Genomic DNA, 19,770 nt, shown 5'->3' on the forward strand with positions numbered 1-19,770 from the left:
GAGCAGCCCCCCCGTTAGCCGGTACCTCGCAACCGCTCATACCAAACAGCGGCCACAATGCCGAAAAAGACAGTCATACAGGCCTGAATCGGCATGTGAAGCCGGTTAAAACAAAAATTACTCACCATTTCACTTGATGAGTTCCAACCAATGCCCCACTTTTACGCCGTCAGGGGCTGTTGCTGCCAGTTGGGTCACGCAGGCTGAACAGCCTGTAATGACGACATCCGCTCCTGCAAGCGCATCCCAGCATTGCTGGTTGACCGGGTCGGTGAGACCGGGTGCTGCCAAACGCATGACCCCACCGAAACCGCAGCATTGCTTGGTTGTTGCCCCGACCATTCGGTCTTTGAAAGCATCATTGAGCAACACATGGTCCGAATCATCACCTCGCGTATGGCACGGTTGATGATACGCCAACGTTTCCGGCATGTTGTGCGATAGCACGAAGGGAGTATCGAGTAAAACACTCGATAAAGACAAAAGCATATTTTGCCACATTTCCTGTTCTTTCAAGCTCTCAAAGCACCCTTCATAGGCTTGCAGGCCAGCGTGGCATGAGGCGCAGAACGTCACAATCGGGGGGTGTCCGGCATCACGCCAGACCCGCACATTGTGGGCGGCCATGGAAGATGACTCATCTGCGAACCCGGCAGCTTTCAGACCGGAACCGCAACATTTGAAATCATCGGGCAGAACATCCACACCCAACCCGTCCAACAGTTTGAGTGCAGTCGAAAGCCAACGGGTCTGCACAAAGTTGGCGGTGCAGCCTGCAAACAGGAGCATCTTTCTACCCCGGTAGGTATCGGGGTACTTCGCCACTTCCAGACACGGCTCCAATCCCGGCCCCCCCTTGAGACCAGCCAACATTTTGAGCATAGGGCCGAACTTTTCTGGAACAAGCTGTTCTGGAAAGAGTTTGGCCGCCGCAGAACCTGGTGACCATACATTTTTCGCCTGCATCAACCATGTCTTCCACAGCCACGCCTTGAAATCAGGGTGAGCACCGCGCAATCCTGCCACCAACGCAGGAACGTCCACACCCTGCGAACAGACCTCCCTACATCGTCCACAACCAAGACAGAACCCTACGAGCTTGGCAACATCGGTTTCAGACAACAAATTCGGGTCTTCAGACAAAATACGGCATAAATCAGCCTTGGCACGTGGGCCAAGTTCTTCTCGTCCCGTTGCCCGGAGAAGCGGACAGACTTCAAGACATTTACCGCACAGAATGCACTCACCAGACACGGGTTACAGCCCCTTGCCGGGATTCATGATACCGTTGGGATCAAAAACATGCCTGATATCGGCCATTAATTGCAGTTCATCCACTGATAACTGTTCGCTCACGAAAGACGCCTTGGTCAGGCCTGTGCCATGTTCCCCGGAAATAGTACCGCCCAGCGACAACGCCATACGAAAAACAACGTCCTTGGCAAGATGCGCGCTCTCAACTTCGTTCTGCACCGCCCCATCGTGCATGATGCTGACATGGATGTTGCCGTCGCCAAGGTGTCCAAAACAAAGGACCTGCAAACCGTGCTCTCGTCCAATATCATGAGCTGCAGCAACGGCCTGTCCTACGCTCCCACGCGGCACGGAAATATCTTCGGCCAGCTTGTCTGGTTTGATGCGGAATGAAGACGGAGAAATGGATCGCCGTACATCCCACAGAGCTTCGGCTTCGGCCCCACTGCCGACTTCCATTGAAACAGGATGTACAGACTCCAGAGCCGCGACCATACGCCGGACCTCGGCATCCACGCCTTTCTGAGTTCCGTCCACCATCAATAACAGTGCGGCTTGGGCATCATCTGCCAGCGGGATATCGTCGCCCATGCGAATGGCCTGAATAGTGGGGCCATCCATGAATTCACAGGCCGCAGGCAGAACTCCCGCTCGAAACACAGCTTTGGCCCCTTCCATGGATGAAGCCAAATCAAAAAAACCAACCAGCACCGAGGCCGAAGCTTCGGGCAAGGGAATAAGTTTGACCGTCAGTTCCGTGAACAATCCAAGCGTACCATTGCTTCCAGCAAAAAGGCGTTTCAGGTCCAACCCGACAACATCCTTATGGGAACGGCCACCCATATGCAGCACTCTGCCACCCGGAAGGACCGCTTCAATTCCAAGCACCCAATCTCGCGTCACACCGTATTTCACGGCTTTGAGGCCTCCGGCGCAGGTTGCGATATTCCCGCCAATAGTGGAAATTTTCACACTGGCCGGGTCCGGCGGATAGAAAAGTTGCTTTGCCGCACAGGCAGCTTGAAGATCAGCCGTCACCACACCAGGTTGGACCACAGCCACGAAGTCGTCTTCATTCACGTCCAGAATTTGATTCATACGCAACATGGACACGACCACACCGCCGAGACTCGGTACGGCGCTTCCTACACGACCAGTGCCACGTGCGCGACCATAAATCGGCATACGCTCGACATCGGCCCACTTGAGAAATTCCTGCACCTGCTCACGAGTTTCAGGCCTGACAACAGCCCACGGCATGGCTCGTTCGCCGCTGGCGTCAGCAGAGAAAACAGCAAGGCCTTCGGGAGATAGGACGCATCCGTCATGAGGGAAGAGGTCGGACAAAAAAGCCTGATGAGCTTTGGTCAGGGATGGGGCGTATTTGGACATGGAATGAACCTACGAGGGTGATGGGGGGGTGTCAATCTGCTTTGAATAACGGTTTTAAGAATGAAGAAAAGATAAGGAAAGAAGAGAGGGACTTCTTTTTTGGTGGGTGTTGCGTGCTTTCGCAGTGAAAATGCAAACGGTATTATTGCAAAGATTTCGCCTTTACGGCGACCTGCTTTTTTTGAGGCGAAAAAAAGGAGGCAAAAAACACCTTTTCGGTGTGAGCCTGATAACGGACCCAAGAGCCTGTACGCGGCTCCACTGCCCGACAGGATTGTCTGTGGCACAGACTCGGTCGGGCTACGTTTCGCCGCGCGGGACAGGCTCTAAGGCCCGTTATCAATTGTTCGTCGATGTAAGGGGCTTCTCAGCGTAGGTGCTCATTTTTTATTCTAGGCTCTTTGATAACCATAAACGATTTTTATTTGAAAGAGTTGGCTGCTGACGGTGGGAAAAAACAATGAGAAAAGAAGAAAGAGGGACTTCATTTTTTGGTGGGCGTTGCGTGCATCCGCAGTGAAAATGCAAACGGTATTATTGTAAAGGTTTCGCCTTTATGGCGACCTGCTTTTTTTGAGGCGAAAAAAAGGAGGCAAAAAACGCCTTTTCGGTGTGAGCCTGATAGCGGACCCAAGAGCCTGTACGCGGCTACACTGCCCGATAGGATTGTCTGTGATACAGACTCGATCGGGCTACGCTCCGCCGCGCAGGACAGGCTCTAAGGCCCGTTATCAATTGCTCGTCGTTGTAAGGAATTTCTCGTTGTAGGTGTTAATTTTTGATTCTAAGCTCTCCGATAACCATACATAACTTTAAACTTCTACATTTCATCGCTATAAATTTGTTCTCGGTAAAGATGCCCATTTTGATTAAGGCTCTTCGTTATCCATAAAGGGCCTTGGGGTGCTCCAACACCCCAACACCGCTCTCCCTCCGAAGCCGATTTCTTCCCCTCCCAACCAGACGAAGACGAAACCCAGCCCTTGATTGGCGGCCTAGAAGCTGACCAATCGAAGGAGGCGACTCTTATAAGAGAGTCAGGTAATTTGTCTTAAAATGAGGGATAAAGGGAGAGGCAGAGCTTATACTTTTAATCGGATGGAGCCGACTCGATTGGATCAGATTCTTACCGCCGATCATGGGGGCGGCTCAGCCAAAAAGATCCGCCGCCCGCGCAGGGCAGGGCATGGAAAACGTTGGGTGCTTCAGCACCCAACAATGACTCTCGCCAAAGGCGCATCTTCAAAGAAAAGGCCGCATGAAAGCGGCCATCATTACTTCTTATCTCCCGTCGGGGTTTAAACCCCGACTGCTTCAACTCAAAAAGAATTACGTCATATCAATCCATGCGGTGTCATTCTTCGAACTCTCAAGACAAACCTCCATAAACCTCACTCCACGCACCCCATCCTCCCCGGTAGGGAAATCGACAGCCTCACCATCAACCAACGTGTTGCAAAATGAGGTATAAATATTAGCAAACGCCAACAACCATCCCTCGGGATGCCCCGGCGGCGTATGCGAATACGCCATCGCCCCCGGCGTCAAATCAGGAGTACCGCGCCGAATCTTCCGAGCCGACTCACCAAGCGGCATATGATGCAAAATATCCGGGTCTTCCTGAAACCATTCCAAGCCGCCAGTTTCACCAAAAACACGAATTTTCAACCCATTGACCATGCCGGTGGCGGCCTGCGAGTACCAATACATACCCCGCGCACCAGTATCATATTCAGTCAAAATGGTGCCGTTATCGTCGAGCAATCGCCCTTCCACCAATGAATCCAATCGAGCGGCCAATCGCGTAACCTTCAAACCGGTCACGTGCGGCACGAGATATTCAATATGGGAACCGACATCGCCAAGCGATAAGGTTCCTCCGCTCCGCACCGGATCAGCCCGCCATTCTGCTTGGATGTGCCCGGTTGTTTCCAACATCTCAGCCAGCCACCCCTGCGGATATTCACAGTTGATGAATCGGACCGCACCAATGTCACCACGCAAAATCATCTCCCGCATCTGCCGAACCATGGGATAACCGGCATAGGTATAAGATACGCCAAGAAACACCCCCCTGTCGCGGGCAAGCTCCACCAACTCCTCGGCCTGCGCCGAAGTATGGGTAAACGGCTTGTCGCACATGACATGTATACCGTTTTCAAGACACGCCTTCACGTTGGGATAGTGCGCTTCGTTTGAAGTAACCACCACCGCAAAATCAATATCGCCGGCTTCCAACCGAGATAATTCCTCTGGCGTGGCGTACAAGCGATCTTCCGCCACCCCAAGCTCTGCACCAAGCGTCCGCGTCTTTTCCAGATCACGGGAAAAACATCCGGCCACCAATTTTGCCTGCCCGTTCAAGGCCAACGCGGTCCGATGGACTTCTCCAACAAAGGCTCCGGGGCCACCACCTATCATTGCGTATTTAAGCATAATATTATCTCCAGCAACGACTGTACACCATGTTTCACTGCCGGGGAAGCATTCTGGCAAGTCATCACGCCCTGTGCTATCAATCCCACCCATGGGGCTTTTATCAAAACTTCTGCCATCAAAACGGACTGGCAATCTGGGCGAAAGCGCAGCGGCGCGGTATCTTGAGACCAAAGGGTTTCGCGTGCTGGAACGGAACTGGCGATATCGTCAGTGGGAACTGGACCTCATTTGCCGGGACCGGGACACCATCGTTTTCGTAGAGGTAAAAACACGAAAAGCCAATTCCATGGCATCCCCGGCAGACGGATTGACCCGCAAAAAGCAGGCCCGACTGGTCAAAGCGGCCAGTCATTACCTGACACAAAACGACCTGTGGGATGATCCTTGTCGATTTGATCTGGCCGCAGTGGTGGATACGGGGTCATCCATGGATGTTGAACATTGTGAAAATGCATTTGACCTAAGCGGAATGGGAATATGAACGATACCGGTACACTCTGGGTGATAGCCACCCCACTGGGCAACACAGGCGATCTGTCGCCACGCGCACGGCATATACTGACCGAAGCGGACGTCATTCTAGCCGAAGACACACGCCGAGCCGGCCTGCTGTTCAAACGGCTAGAACTGGAACGACATGGTAGGCTCATGTCCTTTTTCGAGCACAACGAAGACAAAAAAATACCCCGAGTACTCGATTTGCTGGAAGACGGCCTTGAAGTGGCCCTCATCTCCGACGCAGGGACTCCGCTGTTATCCGACCCCGGTTTCACACTGGTTCGAGCATGCCGTGATAACGACATCCGAGTTTCTCCAGTGCCGGGACCAAGCGCACCTGTGGTGGCATTGTCCGCCAGCGGCCTGCCGCCCTTGCCCTATACCTTTCTCGGATTCCCTCCACGCAAAAAGAGCCACACCGAAAAGCTTTTTGAAACCCACCGAGACACCGGGGCCACATTGGTCTTTTTTGAACGCAAATCCCGACTCACCGGGACACTGTCTATCGCCTTTGAAATACTGGGCGACCGCGAATTCTGCGTGGCACGGGAACTGACCAAGGAATATGAAGAATTTATCCGGGGCACGCTTGGCTCCATCAAGAATATGGACCTTGACCTGCGCGGCGAACTGACCGTCATCATCGCGCCGCCCTCGGAAACAGGCCGTACTGATGAAACAAAGATCGCCGACCTGCTTGCGGAAGAATCCGAAAACGGTGGCAAGCCCAAAGAAATCGCCAGAAGAGTGGCTGACCGGGCGACAGGTTGGACTGCCAAAGAGGTATATGCCGCCATGCGCGACTAAAAAATATGCTCGATAAAAGCGGAAGGCCGGAAGCGGGGATAATCCCGGCTTCCGGCCTTCTGATTTTTCAAGAGAACGTCAACGCATCAATCATCTACGATGAAAAGCGTCTCTCCTGAAAAAGCAGTAGAAGGTAGCGTCGTCATCACACAAGACGGGGTACCGTTTGCAGAAACGAGCTGTGCAACGGCGCAAGAAAGAATTTTTTTTCAAAAAGTGTGCTGAAAACGCGTGTTCCATGCCCATAAAGAATGCGACCAAGACGAAGGGCAGGATCAAACCAAAAAAGAATAATTCCAAATACATAAACAATACCTCCTCAAATTTCCAACCAAGATTCTATCCCTTTTTTGCGTTGGGTCAACACCCTTTTCAAATTCTATTTTTCACATAATCAAAAGTGCAGTTTTTCACTCAACTTGACTTCTCCCTGTGCCTGTCACACAAACAGCGTGCTGGCCGCGAAAAACAGTGTGCGGTCAACGATTCCAGCCAAAGGCATCCTCATGAGTTTAAAAGTCATATGCCGCAAAGTCCTTGACGGACACCCCCTTGCGGATTCCGATATTCGATACATCGTTACCCTTCCCTCTGACAGACTGGGTGAATTGCTGACCTGCGCCCACGCTATAAGAACAGCCCGATTCGGCACACAGGTCAGCCTGTGCGCCATCATCAATGCCAAATCCGGCACATGCTCGGAAGACTGCTCTTTTTGCGCTCAATCCGGTCATCACGGCGGCAAAAGCCCCGAATACCCTCTGCTCCCAGCTAATGAGATCGCCACAGCGGCGGGCTCTGCCCAAAAGAATGGCGTCACCCGATTCGGCATCGTTGCCAGTGGCAAGTTGGTCGGCGAACGCGACTTGGCCGGATTTACCGAAGCGGTCAGAAAAGTGGCCGCACTCGGCATGGCTCCAGACCTCTCTCCGGGCATTTTAAAACCAGCCCAATTAAAAGCATTGAAAAATGCGGGGTTGAAAGGTTATCATCACAATCTAGAAACATCGGCTTCGTTCTTTCCACAAATGTGCACAACACACGAATACGCTGAGGACGTGGCCGCTGTTCAGGCAGGAGTCGAGGCCGGACTTTATGTCTGCTCCGGTGGTATTTTCGGCATTGGAGAGTCGTGGGACGACCGGGTTGAACTTGCCCTGTTGTTGAATGAACTGGGAGTGCATTCCGTACCGATCAACTTTTTGCACCCCATCGCAGGGACTCCGCTTGAAAAGAGGAAACCTCTGGCCCCGGAAGAAGCCCTCAAGCTCGTGGCCCTATACAGGTTCCTGTTACCGGACAGCGCCCTGCGCATCTGCGGTGGCCGATTGACCGTGTTTGGGGAAAATCGCAAGGCCGAACTGCTCGGTTCCGGCGTGAACGGTCTGATGGTCGGCGACTATCTGACTGTTAAAGGTGGCAACGTGGCATCTGACCTTGAGGATATTGACCATGCCGGTTTACAACCGGAAACAGAGTAATCCGCGATGACGAACGATTCTCTCATGGACCTTCACCAGCTTGTCTGGACCGCGCTGATGGCCGCGCTGATCGGCGCAGGGGCATACCTTGTCGTGCCCATCGGCCCGGTACCTGTTTCCATGCAGCCCTTTTTCATTTTTCTAGCCGGATATATACTCGGCCCCAAACGCGGTGTGTTGGCTGTCGGCCTTTATCTGCTGGCCGGAACCATCGGACTGCCAGTGTTTTCCGGCGGCAAATCCGGCCTTGGCCATCTGATCGGCCCCACGGGCGGATACCTGTTCGGCTTCGTTATCTCTGCATGGATGTGCGGCATGGCCCGTAAAACCAGCCCGAACCTGCATTGGGTCATGGGACTCATCTGGGGATTGGGAGCGCTTCTGGCCGTCTATTCCACTGGTGCAGCGTGGCTCAAATTCGCTTTGGATTTAAGCTGGCATAAAGCATTTCTGGCCGGAGTCGCTCCATTTATTCCATGGGATGCCATCAAAATCGTGGCCGCCGTGGCCTGCTGCAAATATCTTATCCGTTTGAACCTTCTGCCGGGGCAACGTTAGCCACTCATTATGCACGTCAAAGGATTCCCCCTCCACACGGACTCAAAGTCCATGGCCTTCGTACGCAGCTTCATGCGCTGCTATCTGGCTGGTGCAGGGTTCAATACACGTGGCATGCAGAACATCGGCCTCATGTACGCCATGCAACCGGGACTTACGGCTATTCATACTGACCCCAAAAAACTCAGGGACGCCCTGAAACGGTATGTACGCCACTATCAATCCCACCCCTTTTGGACGCCATGCCTGGTCGGCATCCTGCTCAACGTGGAGCAGGCCATTGCTACCGACCATTTCCCGCCCAAAATGCTAACCAAAGTCAAAGACACTACGGCGTATTCCCTGTCCGCCATCGGCGACTCAGTTTTTGCCGGAAGTCTACTCATTTTTTGGGCGATGCTGTCCATCTGCTTACTCCTCAGCGGCAACCCGCACTTTGCTTTTGCCATTGGACTATTTTTTCTCGCAGCGTTGCAGATATTCCGCATCTACACATTCACCTGCGGCGTGCGTCAGGGATTCAAATTTCTGAAACAACTCAAACAGTGGGATCTGATCAACTGGGGGCGTCGAGTTAAATATGCCAATGCCATACTTCTACTCTGGCTCTGGACACTCATCTGGCCACGCCCTTATCAATGGTGGGAACTATTACTCGGCGTCAGTGCTTTGCTCATATTTGGCCGTTTCGTGCGGACGGGATTGTTGTCCCGCGTGCTGGCCGTGGCCGTATTCGTCGGCCTCGTCGATCTCTTCACCTGGATCAACGAATCGGGCTGGACTGGATTTGCCTTGTGATTTTTCTTTCAATCAGACATAAAAACGGTTTGAATAGGTAGGTATATATATGACGGACGAAAACACTACAACAGACTCGGCCACAGAAGATTTTATCTCCCGACAAGTGATTGTCGCCAGTGAAAACGGGCTGCACGCTCGTCCTGCCGGTAGAGTTGCTCAGGTGGCACAGTCCTTTGAATCTGCTATCACGCTGATCCATCAGGATCAGGAGGCGGATGCCAAGTCCATTCTCGACATACTCACCCTGGCCGCCGAACCGGGCCACGTGCTCGAACTGCGAGCAACAGGATCAGATGCCGAAGAGGCGCTTACGCGGCTCGAACAACTGTTCAAAAACAAATTCGAGGGATAAATGGCTGGCGCGATTATCACAGGCATACCGGTTGCCACAGGCATAGCCATTGGCAAGGCCTATTTCGTTAACCGGAACCACATGGCACACCTGCCCCGGCAGACGGTGGCAGCGGCTTTGGTGCCTGATGAAATCCTCCGCCTCAAAGAAGCTTTCGCCACTGTCGAAAACGAACTGACTGTCATCCGAGAACAGGTTCCCGAAGAGCTGAAGAGCCACGGTTCTCTCATAGACACCCATTTAATGATGCTCAAGGACCCCAAGCTGTCTAGCGCAGCCGAAGGATACATCAAATCACTCGGCCTAAACGCGGCATGGGCTCTCGAAAAAGCCGTGGCTGATCAAGAAGCGGCATTCGGGGCCATCCACGATGAATATATCCGTGAGCGTATGCAGGACGTACGAGTGGTGGCTGACAGAGTTCAGACCAAACTCATGGGTGTTGAAAATGACCTGACCGCCATTTCTGGTCGTGCCATCATCATGGCCCATGACCTGACACCGGCCGACACCGTCGAGTTGCAAGTGGACAAAATCATGGCCTTTGCCACTGTTCGCGGCGGCAAGACCTCGCACACAGGCATCATGGCCCGCTCTCTGGCTATCCCTGCTCTGGTAGGTGTGGACAAGCTTGAAGACTCTGTACGTGACGGCGATCTGGTCATCATCGATGGTCTGGCCGGAAAAATCATCGTCAATCCCACCGAATCGGAACTCGAAGATTACAACGAACGGGCCGCCAAGTTCGAAACGTACTCCCGCAAGATCAAACGCCAATGCCATCTCCCGGCAGAAACTTTTGACGGTTCGCGCGTTCAGGTACTGTCCAACATCGAATTGGTGGAAGAAGTGGCCGCTGTTCTGGACAACGGAGGCGAAGGCGTCGGCCTGTATCGCACAGAATACGCCTATCTCAACAGGACCGAGCTGCCCACGGAAGAAGAGTTGACCGAAAAATATATAGACCTCGCTTCCATCATGTATCCGCGAAAGGTGGTCTTCCGCACACTGGACCTTGGATCAGACAAATTTATCGCTTCTTTCGGTGAGCTGAACGAAGCAAACCCGGCCATGGGACTCCGCGCCATCCGTTTCTGCCTCAAAAATCCGCAGCTGTTCAAAACCCAACTTCGGGCCATCCTGCGGGCTTCGGCGTACGGCAACGTCTCCATGATGTTCCCCATGATTTCAGGGGTCAAGGAAGTGCGTCAGGCCAAGGCGTGGCTTGCTCAAGCCAAGGCGGAATTGCGCCGTGAAGGTCTCGACTACAACCCGAATATGCCCGTGGGCACCATGATCGAACTGCCGGCAGCCGTCATGATCGCCGACTTTTTGGCACACGAGGTCGATTTCTTTTCCATCGGCACCAACGACCTCATTCAGTATTCCATCGGCGTGGACAGAACAAACCGGCATGTGTCCTACTTGTACCAGCCGCTCCATCCCGCCACCCTGCGCGCCATCAAATTGGTGGTTGACGCCGCCCATCAGGCCGGCATAGAAGTGTCGCTCTGTGGCGAGGTGGCATCCGACCCGTTCTGTGTACCTATCTTACTCGGCATGGGCATCGATTCCATTTCAATGACCCCGCAGGCCATTCCCGGTATCAAACGGATTATCCGGCAGATCAACATGCACGATTGTCGTATTCTCTTGAAAGACGTGCTGGAATGCCGCACTGTCAGCCGCATCAACAATCTAGTAATGGACAATGTTTTCAAACACTTTCCAGAGGAAGTATCCTTTTTCTCGTCCCTGCTGGAAAACGACGAGCTGCCTTCCTAGGCGAATCACATGGCAAAAAAGAAAAAAAGAAAAATCTCCGCGAATACGATCGGCACCAATAAACAGGCCCGTCGGTTATACGAAATCCTCGAGACCTTCGAGGCTGGCATCTCTCTGGTTGGGAGCGAAGTCAAATCGTTGCGTGCCGGACAGGTCTCGTTCAAGGACGGCTACGTCCAATTCCGTGACGCCTCCGCCTATCTGATAGGCATCCACATCGCGCCCTATGACAAAACCGGTGTATATGATCAACACGACCCGGAACGTCCTCGCCAATTGTTACTGCACAAGCAAGAAATCGTCATGCTGAAGGCCAAGACTGAGCAAAAAGGACTCTCCGTAATTCCCATGAAGATGTATTTCAGTCGCGGCAAGGTCAAAGTGCAGATTGGTCTGGGCCGAGGCAAAAACGTCCATTCCAAGAAGCAGGATCTCAAAGACCGCGATATTTCCCGCGACACAGCCCGCCAGTTGGCAGCGTACAAATAAGATTGTGAAGCCGCCTTTGGCGGAATTATTTGATGATTTTGTCTCCGACGGCTTAAGGCCGAGGGCCTTAAGAATCCCATGTCGCCTTCGGCGAATTTTTTATAATAAGAAAGCCTCGATAGTATAAATGCTATCGAGGCTTTCTTGATTTAAAAAATAATAACCCTTCGCCGAAGGCGACACAAAAAGTTGAGGAGATTCTTAAGAACCCTTTTCAAAGGGTTCTTAAGCCGCCGGAGGCATCTTCCTCTTCTTCCCCAACGACTTCACACGAACAGGCCGTGACCGTCTTTTCGCTCCAACGCCGACAGCCCGACCAGTATAACCGGACGTGGATGTTGGTACAGTAGTCCCTGTCAAACTGGTCGCCTGACTTGAAACCGATTGAATCACCTGCGGAACAAACCGTTCGGAAAAGCCCGCTACAAAAGTCCAGAACATCAATTTTGCCATGTCAGGAGCACTTTCGGGGTATGATTCCCTTACATAGCTGACCAAATCATAATCCCGAAGCCCAATAAAAGGAGGGAGACAGAATTTGGGAAAAATCGCAATAGTAAGAATCTCTGTCATAAAAAGTACGTAAAGAACCAACGCAAATATGCCCCCGAACAATGGTATAATAAATACCGACGTCCAAGACTCCGACAACAGACATAGTTCTTCATCACTGATACCCTGCAATCGTTGTTGGATGCTCACAAAGCCACCGATAACACCACAACCGAAAGCAAGAGGCGTTAAGAGCACTATGTGATCAGACCACATTGCAGTCCCGAGCGTCACAACTGGCAAAGCCAACGCCAATCCCGTCGCAACGACAAGCACTTTAGACACAGTGACTATTCTTTTTTGACGATCGTTCATCGCCCCTCCCTGTCTCTGACCCAAGATTTCACCGCATATATAGAACGCAATATACCATGCCATGCAACTCGAAACAACGAGCAGCATGGCAAATATAACACGCTTAAAAAGTCGATAAAAAAAGACGGGAAAAGAACGGGTTAAAACAGGCTGGCTTGCTCTTGAATTTTTGGCTCGGGCTTCACGCCCCGAAAGGTCAGACGGTGCTGTCGGCACGGGCCGAATTTCTGAATAGCGGCCATGTGGTCTTTGGTGCCGTATCCCATATGCTTGGAGATGCCATAGCCCGGATACCGTTTAGCGAGTTGAACCATGAGTCGATCACGAAATGTTTTTGCCATGATGGATGCAGCCGAAATGGCCGGAATCTTACCATCACCCTTGATGACGTATTCCTGCGGGATATCGCACTGCAAGGCATAGGGAGGAATAGTCTTGTTACCGTCAATCTGAAGGAATTTTGGCTCGGCTTTCATGCCGCGCACGGCTCGCCCCATGGCCTGAAAGGTCGCCTGCAAAATATTGATATCGTCGATTTCCGGTGCCCACGCCACTCCCACGGCCCAAGCCACGGCCTGTTCACGGATAAGATCATACAGCACTTCGCGCTTGGCGGCTGTAAGCTGTTTGGAGTCCGTCATTCCTGGCAGGTCATACTCCGCAGGCAAAATACACGCCCCGGCCACGACAGGACCAGCCAGACAACCTCGTCCAGCCTCATCCACACCCGCAATCTCGGTAGCGGTAAATCCATCAACAGAAAACAACGTCACCTGACTCATGAAATCCTCCGCGCCATTTGTGCCTCAAACCTGATTAATTCAAAAGGATAGTAATATCTTGCCTAGATTGGTAAAAGAAGGAAAAGGATCATATAATGCCACGCCCACTCTATTTTCTCTTTTACATAATATTCACAGCAATCATTTTCCACACTGTTTGTATCCCATTTGGGAAATGGACTCTCTATCTTTTTATACCGTCTTGGCTAGTGGGCTGGTTTCTTATTATAGGTATTGTTTGTGAAAACAAACACTCAAGTTTCCAAACAACTTTGATCAAAGGGTGTCGCGCAGGCTGGCACTTTTTCAAAACGTGGTCGCTCTATATTGGCATTATGATCGCGATTTCAACTATTCTAGCGATTGTCAGCAAACTATCTTCATACCATTAGACAACTATTACTTTTATTGAGAACAAACGACGCAACAATCAAATCCAACCTCACAATCCACGAAAGCCCGGAGTGTCAAAAGACACTCCGGGCATATATATCGCAACAAAATCACGATAATTTTTTGGAGAAGTGGGTGAGTGTGTCGATGCGAACGAAATTCAGGGCCGCCGCGTATTCTTATACGCAAGGATCTGAATTTCGAGAGCAGCGGCGCAAACGCCCGCTTATCCGAAAAATTATTCCCAGATCTGTTTGGACTTGATGCGTGCAGCCTTACCGCGCAGGTTACGCAGGTAGTAAATGCGGCTACGACGAACTTTACCCTCGGAGACCACTTCGACGCGGTCGATGAAGGGGGAGTTCATGGGGAACACACGCTCGACACCGATACCGTCGGAAATCTTACGAACGGTGAAGGTAGCGTTAGTGGTACCACGACGACGACGAAGAACTGCACCCTGGAAAACCTGGATACGTTCTTTCTCACCCTCGATGATACGGTAGTGAACCTTGACGGTGTCACCGGCCTTAAAAGCGGGCATATCCAAACGAATGTGTTCGGCTTCAATTTTCTTGATGATGTCCATGATAATCTCCTAAATTCTTAGTACTCATCTGCGACAAGCCGGTCGACAATAATAGCAACCGCACTTCGAACCGACAGATGGTTGTAGTCATCCAAATACCTAACGGGGCGTAACACGCCTTCGGTTTTGGAGAGGACTTCTTCCGCCAAACCGTGTCCAGTTCCAAAAATCAATAAAACCGGAGAGTTGGCAAGCCATCCCTGCAACTCTTTATACGTCATTGCAGGCTCAGCCTTCTTACGACGATCCAGCCGTGCTGAAGTAGCCGCGAGGCGGGGACATTGCCCTGTTTGTGCCTCGATGTCAAGGACAGCAGCGTCGATGTCGTCAAAAACCTTTACCTTGGAAAAGGCTTCGGCTCGGTCAGGATTTGCCAGACTACCGGCACCATCTTTCCAGTGACCAAGAAGCTTGTCAGCCAAGGCCTTCTGATCATCGATGGGCGTTGTTGCATAGAAGCCACCCAGACCATAACTACGGGTCACCCGTGCCATGTCGTGCAGGTCGAGATTGGTCACGGAAACCGCCACCTTCTCACCGAACTTATTGACCACGGGATAATGGCACAACGCGATATACAGATTACGCCCCAGACGGGTACGCGGCTGTTCTCGCAAAAAATCTATGTCTTCCACTGTCAACCGAGCTTCGGGCAGCATGTCCGGGCGATCACTCAACGTGGTAGACAGGCTGCATTCACGCCGCCAGTCGGCAATTTTGCCATGGTCACCGCTCCGCAAAACGTCCGGCACTTTCAATCCTTCGTGATCGTCAGGACGAGTGTAGTGCGGATATTCCAACAAACCAGCGGAGAAGGACTCTTCTTCGCCTGAGTCTTCATGCCCCATGAAACCGGGCAACAGACGTGACACAGCTTCCAAAAGGCAGACAGCGCCGGCCTCACCACCGTTGAGCACGAAATCGCCCACCGAGACCAGCTCGATAGGATACAAATCAAGCAGACGCTCATCTATACCTTCATACCGGCCACTGATGAGGGTTATATCCTTTTCCTGCGACAACTCGCGGGCCATGGCCTGATCCAGCGGCTTGCCTCGCGGCGACAGCATCATGATGCAGCCTTTGGACTCGATTGAATCCAATGCCTTGATCATGGGGTCGAGCTTAAGCAGCATACCGGGACCGCCGCCAAAAGGACGATCATCCACAGACTTGTGGACTCCTCCAGCGAACTGACGCACGTCCACATAATCAAGATTGACCAGTCCACCCTCTACAGCCTTACCCATGAGGCCACTTGAAAGCGGGGAATCGAAATAGTGCGGGAATATGGAAACCAGATGGTAGTTCATGACTGCTTTGGCTTTTTATTACGGGGAGGACGGCGTTTTTTCTTCTTTTTCGGCGGCTCGGGATTCAAATACAAATCCAACAACCCTTCTGGAGGCTCAATAGTAATGAGTTCTTCATCAAGGTCGATGTCGAGCACGAACTCAGGCACGGCAGGAAGCAGGATTTCCGTCCCGGCATCATTGACGATAACCCAGGTATCCTGCTCTCCAGTCTCGTAATACCCCTTAAGCTCGCCCACATCTGCACCGTCAGTAAGGACAACGCGACACCCTATCATCTGATAGAAATAATGTTCATCGCCATCCAACTCAGGCAAATCTTCCTCGCGCACGAGAACAGTCCGACCACGAAGGGCATCTGCCTGATCGCGATCGGTCACGCCTTGAGCCGTGAGCAGGACAAGTCCTTTGTGCTCACGCCAGGAACCAACGGTAATGGGCTTCGGGGATTTATTACCATCCTGAAGGTACAGAGCGTCAATCGCACCGAAAATGGACGGGGAGTCTGCATAACTCTTTATGCAGAACTCCCCTCGAATTCCGTGCGGCTTGACCACCCCACCCACAGGGATAAACCCCTTGGCGGACTGCTTAATGGTCATCGATTTACCGAAACTACTCGAGAATCTCCAAGACGGAGCGTTTCCGAGCCTTGGTGGATGCGGCACCCAACAAAGTACGCATGGCGCGGGCCGTACGGCCCTGCTTGCCAATAACTTTGCCGAGATCTTCCTTGGCCACCTTGAGCTCGATTACCGAGGTCTGTTCGCCTTCGATTTCCGAAACATGCACTTCGTCCGGGTTGTCCACCAGGGACTTGGCAATGTACTCAATCATCTCTTTCAACATGACGTCACCTCCGGGGCTGACACGTCGTCGCGTGTCATGAACTTGAGCTGCCAAATGTAAACCGGACCATGCAGGCAAGGGTCAACAGACCCACCTGCGTGTTGAAGCACGAGGCTACTTGCCGGCCTTTTTCAGCAGAGAACGAACGGTGTTGCTGGGCTGTGCGCCCTTTTCCAACCACTTCTCAATTTTTTCCATGTCGAGCACGATTTCGTTGGGCTCGACCATCGGATTAAAATGCCCGAGGAATTCAACGGGACGTCCATCACGACGGGCAGCAGAGTCGAGAGCCACCACGCGGTAGAAGGGACGCTTCTTGGAACCCATCCGGGTCAGTCTGATTTTCATTGCCATGAGCTTATTCTCCCAATAATTGATTAATACGTTTTTGCCGAGTTTATGGCAAGTTAATATAGATTAAAGACGGGTAGTCTTCATTTCCTATTTTTTCTTCTTCTTCTTTTTTTTACTTTTCTTGTTCAATTTCTTCTTGTTGCGCGCCTTCAGAGTCTTCTTGGAAAGGGAGCGCTTGCCGCCTTCTTCCATATCCATACCTGGCATTCCGGGCATTCCCGGCATCCCGGGCATTCCGCCCATGCCGCCCAATGCATCCATGTCTGGCATTTTACCGCCACCCAGACCGGGCAAATTGGGCAGACCGAACTTACCCTTCTTCTTTTTGCCGCCGCCCATCATGGACTGCATGACCTTGCTCATCTGCTTAAAGTTCTTGATGAGCGAATTCACGTCGGCAACCTTAACACCGGAACCCTTGGCAATACGTTCCTTACGGCTCGCATTGATGAGCTTCGGCTGACGGCGCTCTTTCAAGGTCATGGAAGAGATAATCGCTTCAGTGCGTTTCATCTCATCTTCGGGCATCACATTGTCGCCCATCTGCTTCATGATATTCCCCATACCGGGAATCATCTTGAGTAGACCTTCCATGGAACCAAGCTTCTTGAGCTTGCGCATATGACCAAGAAAATCTTCAAAATCGAACTCAGCCTTGGCCATCTTTTCGGCCATGACCTTGGCTTCTTCCTCGTCGATTTCACCTTGTGCCTTCTCGATGAGCGTCATCATGTCGCCCATGCCAAGGATACGAGAGGCTATACGGTCAGGATGGAAGAGTTCCAGCTCGGAGAGCTTTTCACCCACACCAACGAACTTGACCGACTTGCCGGTCACGGTCTTGATGGACAGGGCTGCACCGCCTCGGGCATCACCGTCCATCTTGGTCAAAATCACACCGGAAATCTCAAGCTTCTGATTGAAGCTTTCGGCAACCGTGACCGCATCCTGACCTGTCATGGCATCTGCCACGAACAAAATTTCCTGTGGCTGACATTCCTTCTTGATATTGACAAGCTCGCCCATCAGCTCTTCGTCAATATGCAATCGACCAGCGGTATCGAAGAGGATAAGATCGCAACCCAACTCTTCGGCCTTAACCAGAGCATCCTTGCAAATATCCACCGGATTCATGTCTGTGGTGGATGGATACACAGGCACATCAAGCTGTCTGGCCAATGTATTCAACTGATCAATTGCAGCCGGACGATAAACGTCCGCAGGTACAAGGTACGGCTTCTTGCCGTGCTGCTTACGCAGGAACATCGCCAGCTTACCGGAGCTGGTGGTCTTACCGGAACCCTGCAAGCCAACCATCATCAACTTCAGCGGCTTGGCCTTGATGTCCAACCCCTGTTGTTCGCCACCCAGAAGTTCAATCAACTCCTCGTTGACGATCTTGATAATTTGCTGACCGGGATCCAATCCCTTCATGACCTCGTCGCCGAGGGCTCGCTCCTTGACTTGGTCAACGAACTGCTTGACTACTTTGAAGTTAACGTCAGCTTCGAGAAGCGCAAGACGCACTTCACGCAGACCTTCCTTGATGTTATTTTCATCAAGGGTCTTCTGGCCGCTAAACTTCGAAAAAGTGTTGCCAAGTCTTTCTTGCAGGCTCTCGAACAACTGTCCTATCTCCCGGAATTATCTCGTTTTCCAATTATCTATCACGCGCAAAACTCCCGTCCAGCGCGGGCAAAGAGGTGGTTTGGTAAGCCAGATCCCGGATATAGTCAAGCTCGGCGAAGAGTGGCGGACGGAGATCAAGCCGTCTAAAACGGCGTATTCCACTGAGTAAAAAGCCATGCCAACCATACTTATTGACTTGTCTTCCCCCTTGGAGAATATTGGCGTGAGGAGTGTCTCATGCATTTTCCCCGTATTTTCATCATCATACTTATTCTGGTTTCGTTTACCACGACCCCACACACAGCGCACGCCGACTACCTGACCATCAGGGTACCGGCATATTCTGACGGCATCCACAGCTACTTCGTCGACCTTTTGACCACTGCATTATCAAAGGCCGGACACCTGGCGGCCATCGAACAAGTTTCGGACATTCCTCACCTGCGAGAACGAACCATGCTGGAAACCGGAGAACTCAGCGTTCTTTGGCTCGTCCGCTCGCAAAAAAGAGACAAACGCTATTTTCCTGTCCCTGTGAAGCTGACCAACGGCATGATCGGAAAACGTGTCCTCCTAGTCCCCCGCGATCAAAAAGAAGACTACAAAGACGTCAAGACCCTTCGAGACTTCAAGGAGCTTGGCAAGATCGGTGGATTCGGTACCCAATGGTTTGATGTCGGCGTATGGAAAGCCAATGACCTTCCTTATCTGGAAGTCACGCAATGGAGGCTCCTTTACCGCATGGTCGCAGACGAATCACGAGGTGTAGACTACTTTTCCAGAGGAATAAATGAAGTCATGGATGAAGTTGAGAACCATTCTGAACTTGTCATCGAACCGCACATTATGCTCGTTTATAATCGTGATTTCATTTTTTATGTCAGCCCAACCCGCCCCCAATTGGCAGAAACTCTTCGCTCGGCCCTTGAAGAAGCCAGAGACTCCGGCCTGGTGGACCAACTCATCAAAAAGCATTGGGGCAAAACCTTTGAATTACTCCAACCCGAAACCCGTACGATCATCCCCCTGCATTCTCCGCAATAGGCCGCGCCATTGCAACGAGGACTGTTTTGTGCAAATAATCCATTGCAGTATGGAACAAAAATCAAATTCATCTTTTTGGAGCGTGGCCTTCACT

Annotated in this window: 20 protein-coding genes; 9 read left to right on the plus strand and 11 right to left on the minus strand. The window is 51.9% G+C overall.

The genetic code is table 11. The features are described 5' to 3' along the window. Positions 1–129: 129 nt before the first annotated feature. From SYK_RS09800 to SYK_RS09810, 3 genes are all read right to left on the minus strand, one after another. Positions 130–1,254, minus strand: a complete 1,125-nt coding sequence (locus SYK_RS09800) for a (Fe-S)-binding protein (RefSeq protein ID WP_281760079.1) — start codon at positions 1,252–1,254, stop codon at positions 130–132. 3 nt (positions 1,255–1,257) lie between these two features. After that, positions 1,258–2,646: an FAD-binding oxidoreductase gene (locus SYK_RS09805; RefSeq protein WP_281760080.1), complete on the minus strand. Its 1,389-nt coding sequence runs from the start codon at positions 2,644–2,646 to the stop codon at positions 1,258–1,260. A 1,329-nt stretch (positions 2,647–3,975) separates the two neighbouring features. After that, entirely contained in the window at positions 3,976–5,175 is a 1,200-nt protein-coding gene (locus tag SYK_RS09810) for a Gfo/Idh/MocA family protein (RefSeq protein WP_281760081.1), read from the minus strand. Here SYK_RS09810 and SYK_RS09815 point away from each other — a divergent pair. The 8 genes from SYK_RS09815 (at position 5,174) to smpB (ending at position 11,856) form a co-directional block, all read left to right on the plus strand. Then, positions 5,174–5,566, plus strand: coding sequence for a YraN family protein (locus tag SYK_RS09815; protein WP_281760082.1), 393 nt, complete (start codon positions 5,174–5,176; stop codon positions 5,564–5,566). The two genes, SYK_RS09810 and SYK_RS09815, sit on opposite strands and share 2 nt — an antisense overlap. Continuing rightward, complete coding sequence (gene rsmI, locus SYK_RS09820) at positions 5,563–6,390, plus strand: 16S rRNA (cytidine(1402)-2'-O)-methyltransferase (protein WP_281760083.1); 828 nt, start codon at positions 5,563–5,565, stop codon at positions 6,388–6,390. The genes SYK_RS09815 and rsmI overlap by 4 nt, the downstream gene beginning before the upstream one ends. Positions 6,391–6,809: 419 nt before the next feature. After that, positions 6,810–7,871 (plus strand): biotin synthase BioB, encoded by a 1,062-nt coding sequence (gene bioB / locus SYK_RS09825; RefSeq protein ID WP_281760084.1) that lies wholly within the window; start codon positions 6,810–6,812, stop codon positions 7,869–7,871. A gap of 6 nt (positions 7,872–7,877) precedes the next feature. After that, positions 7,878–8,429 (plus strand): biotin transporter BioY, encoded by a 552-nt coding sequence (locus tag SYK_RS09830; RefSeq protein ID WP_281760085.1) that lies wholly within the window; start codon positions 7,878–7,880, stop codon positions 8,427–8,429. A gap of 9 nt (positions 8,430–8,438) precedes the next feature. Continuing rightward, positions 8,439–9,227: a PTS system mannose/fructose/sorbose family transporter subunit IID gene (locus SYK_RS09835; protein WP_281760086.1), complete on the plus strand. Its 789-nt coding sequence runs from the start codon at positions 8,439–8,441 to the stop codon at positions 9,225–9,227. A gap of 49 nt (positions 9,228–9,276) precedes the next feature. Continuing rightward, positions 9,277–9,582, plus strand: a complete 306-nt coding sequence (locus SYK_RS09840; protein WP_281760087.1) for an HPr family phosphocarrier protein — start codon at positions 9,277–9,279, stop codon at positions 9,580–9,582. Beyond that, on the plus strand, positions 9,583–11,367 hold the full coding sequence (gene ptsP / locus SYK_RS09845) for a phosphoenolpyruvate--protein phosphotransferase (protein ID WP_281760088.1): 1,785 nt from the start codon (positions 9,583–9,585) through the stop codon (positions 11,365–11,367). A gap of 9 nt (positions 11,368–11,376) precedes the next feature. Continuing rightward, the gene (smpB, locus tag SYK_RS09850; protein ID WP_281760089.1) at positions 11,377–11,856 is read left to right on the plus strand and encodes an SsrA-binding protein SmpB; all 480 of its coding nucleotides are present in this window, start codon (positions 11,377–11,379) and stop codon (positions 11,854–11,856) included. 225 nt (positions 11,857–12,081) lie between these two features. On the opposite strand, the gene SYK_RS09855 is transcribed toward smpB, so the two are convergent. From SYK_RS09855 to ffh, 8 genes are all read right to left on the minus strand, one after another. Next, positions 12,082–12,723, minus strand: coding sequence for a hypothetical protein (locus SYK_RS09855; protein WP_281760090.1), 642 nt, complete (start codon positions 12,721–12,723; stop codon positions 12,082–12,084). A 140-nt stretch (positions 12,724–12,863) separates the two neighbouring features. After that, entirely contained in the window at positions 12,864–13,505 is a 642-nt protein-coding gene (gene rnhB / locus SYK_RS09860) for a ribonuclease HII (protein ID WP_281760091.1), read from the minus strand. Between the two features lie 631 nt (positions 13,506–14,136). Then, positions 14,137–14,487: a 50S ribosomal protein L19 gene (rplS, locus tag SYK_RS09865; RefSeq protein WP_281760092.1), complete on the minus strand. Its 351-nt coding sequence runs from the start codon at positions 14,485–14,487 to the stop codon at positions 14,137–14,139. A 17-nt stretch (positions 14,488–14,504) separates the two neighbouring features. Continuing rightward, positions 14,505–15,800: a tRNA (guanosine(37)-N1)-methyltransferase TrmD gene (gene trmD, locus SYK_RS09870; RefSeq protein ID WP_281760093.1), complete on the minus strand. Its 1,296-nt coding sequence runs from the start codon at positions 15,798–15,800 to the stop codon at positions 14,505–14,507. Next, positions 15,797–16,402: a ribosome maturation factor RimM gene (rimM, locus tag SYK_RS09875; RefSeq protein ID WP_281760094.1), complete on the minus strand. Its 606-nt coding sequence runs from the start codon at positions 16,400–16,402 to the stop codon at positions 15,797–15,799. The genes trmD and rimM overlap by 4 nt, the downstream gene beginning before the upstream one ends. Positions 16,403–16,415: 13 nt before the next feature. After that, on the minus strand, positions 16,416–16,649 hold the full coding sequence (locus SYK_RS09880) for a KH domain-containing protein (RefSeq protein ID WP_281760095.1): 234 nt from the start codon (positions 16,647–16,649) through the stop codon (positions 16,416–16,418). Positions 16,650–16,763: 114 nt separating this feature from the next. Beyond that, complete coding sequence (gene rpsP / locus SYK_RS09885; protein ID WP_281760096.1) at positions 16,764–17,003, minus strand: 30S ribosomal protein S16; 240 nt, start codon at positions 17,001–17,003, stop codon at positions 16,764–16,766. Positions 17,004–17,090: 87 nt separating this feature from the next. After that, positions 17,091–18,629, minus strand: coding sequence for a signal recognition particle protein (ffh, locus tag SYK_RS09890; RefSeq protein WP_281760097.1), 1,539 nt, complete (start codon positions 18,627–18,629; stop codon positions 17,091–17,093). Positions 18,630–18,869: 240 nt separating this feature from the next. Between ffh and SYK_RS09895 the strand changes: the two genes are divergently transcribed. After that, positions 18,870–19,676 carry a hypothetical protein gene (locus SYK_RS09895; protein WP_281760098.1) on the plus strand — a complete coding sequence of 269 codons (807 nt, stop codon included), beginning with the start codon at positions 18,870–18,872 and terminating at the stop codon, positions 19,674–19,676. Positions 19,677–19,770 lie beyond the last annotated feature (94 nt).

This window comes from Pseudodesulfovibrio nedwellii, from assembly GCF_027923765.1.
Lineage (GTDB): Bacteria > Desulfobacterota > Desulfovibrionia > Desulfovibrionales > Desulfovibrionaceae > Pseudodesulfovibrio > Pseudodesulfovibrio nedwellii.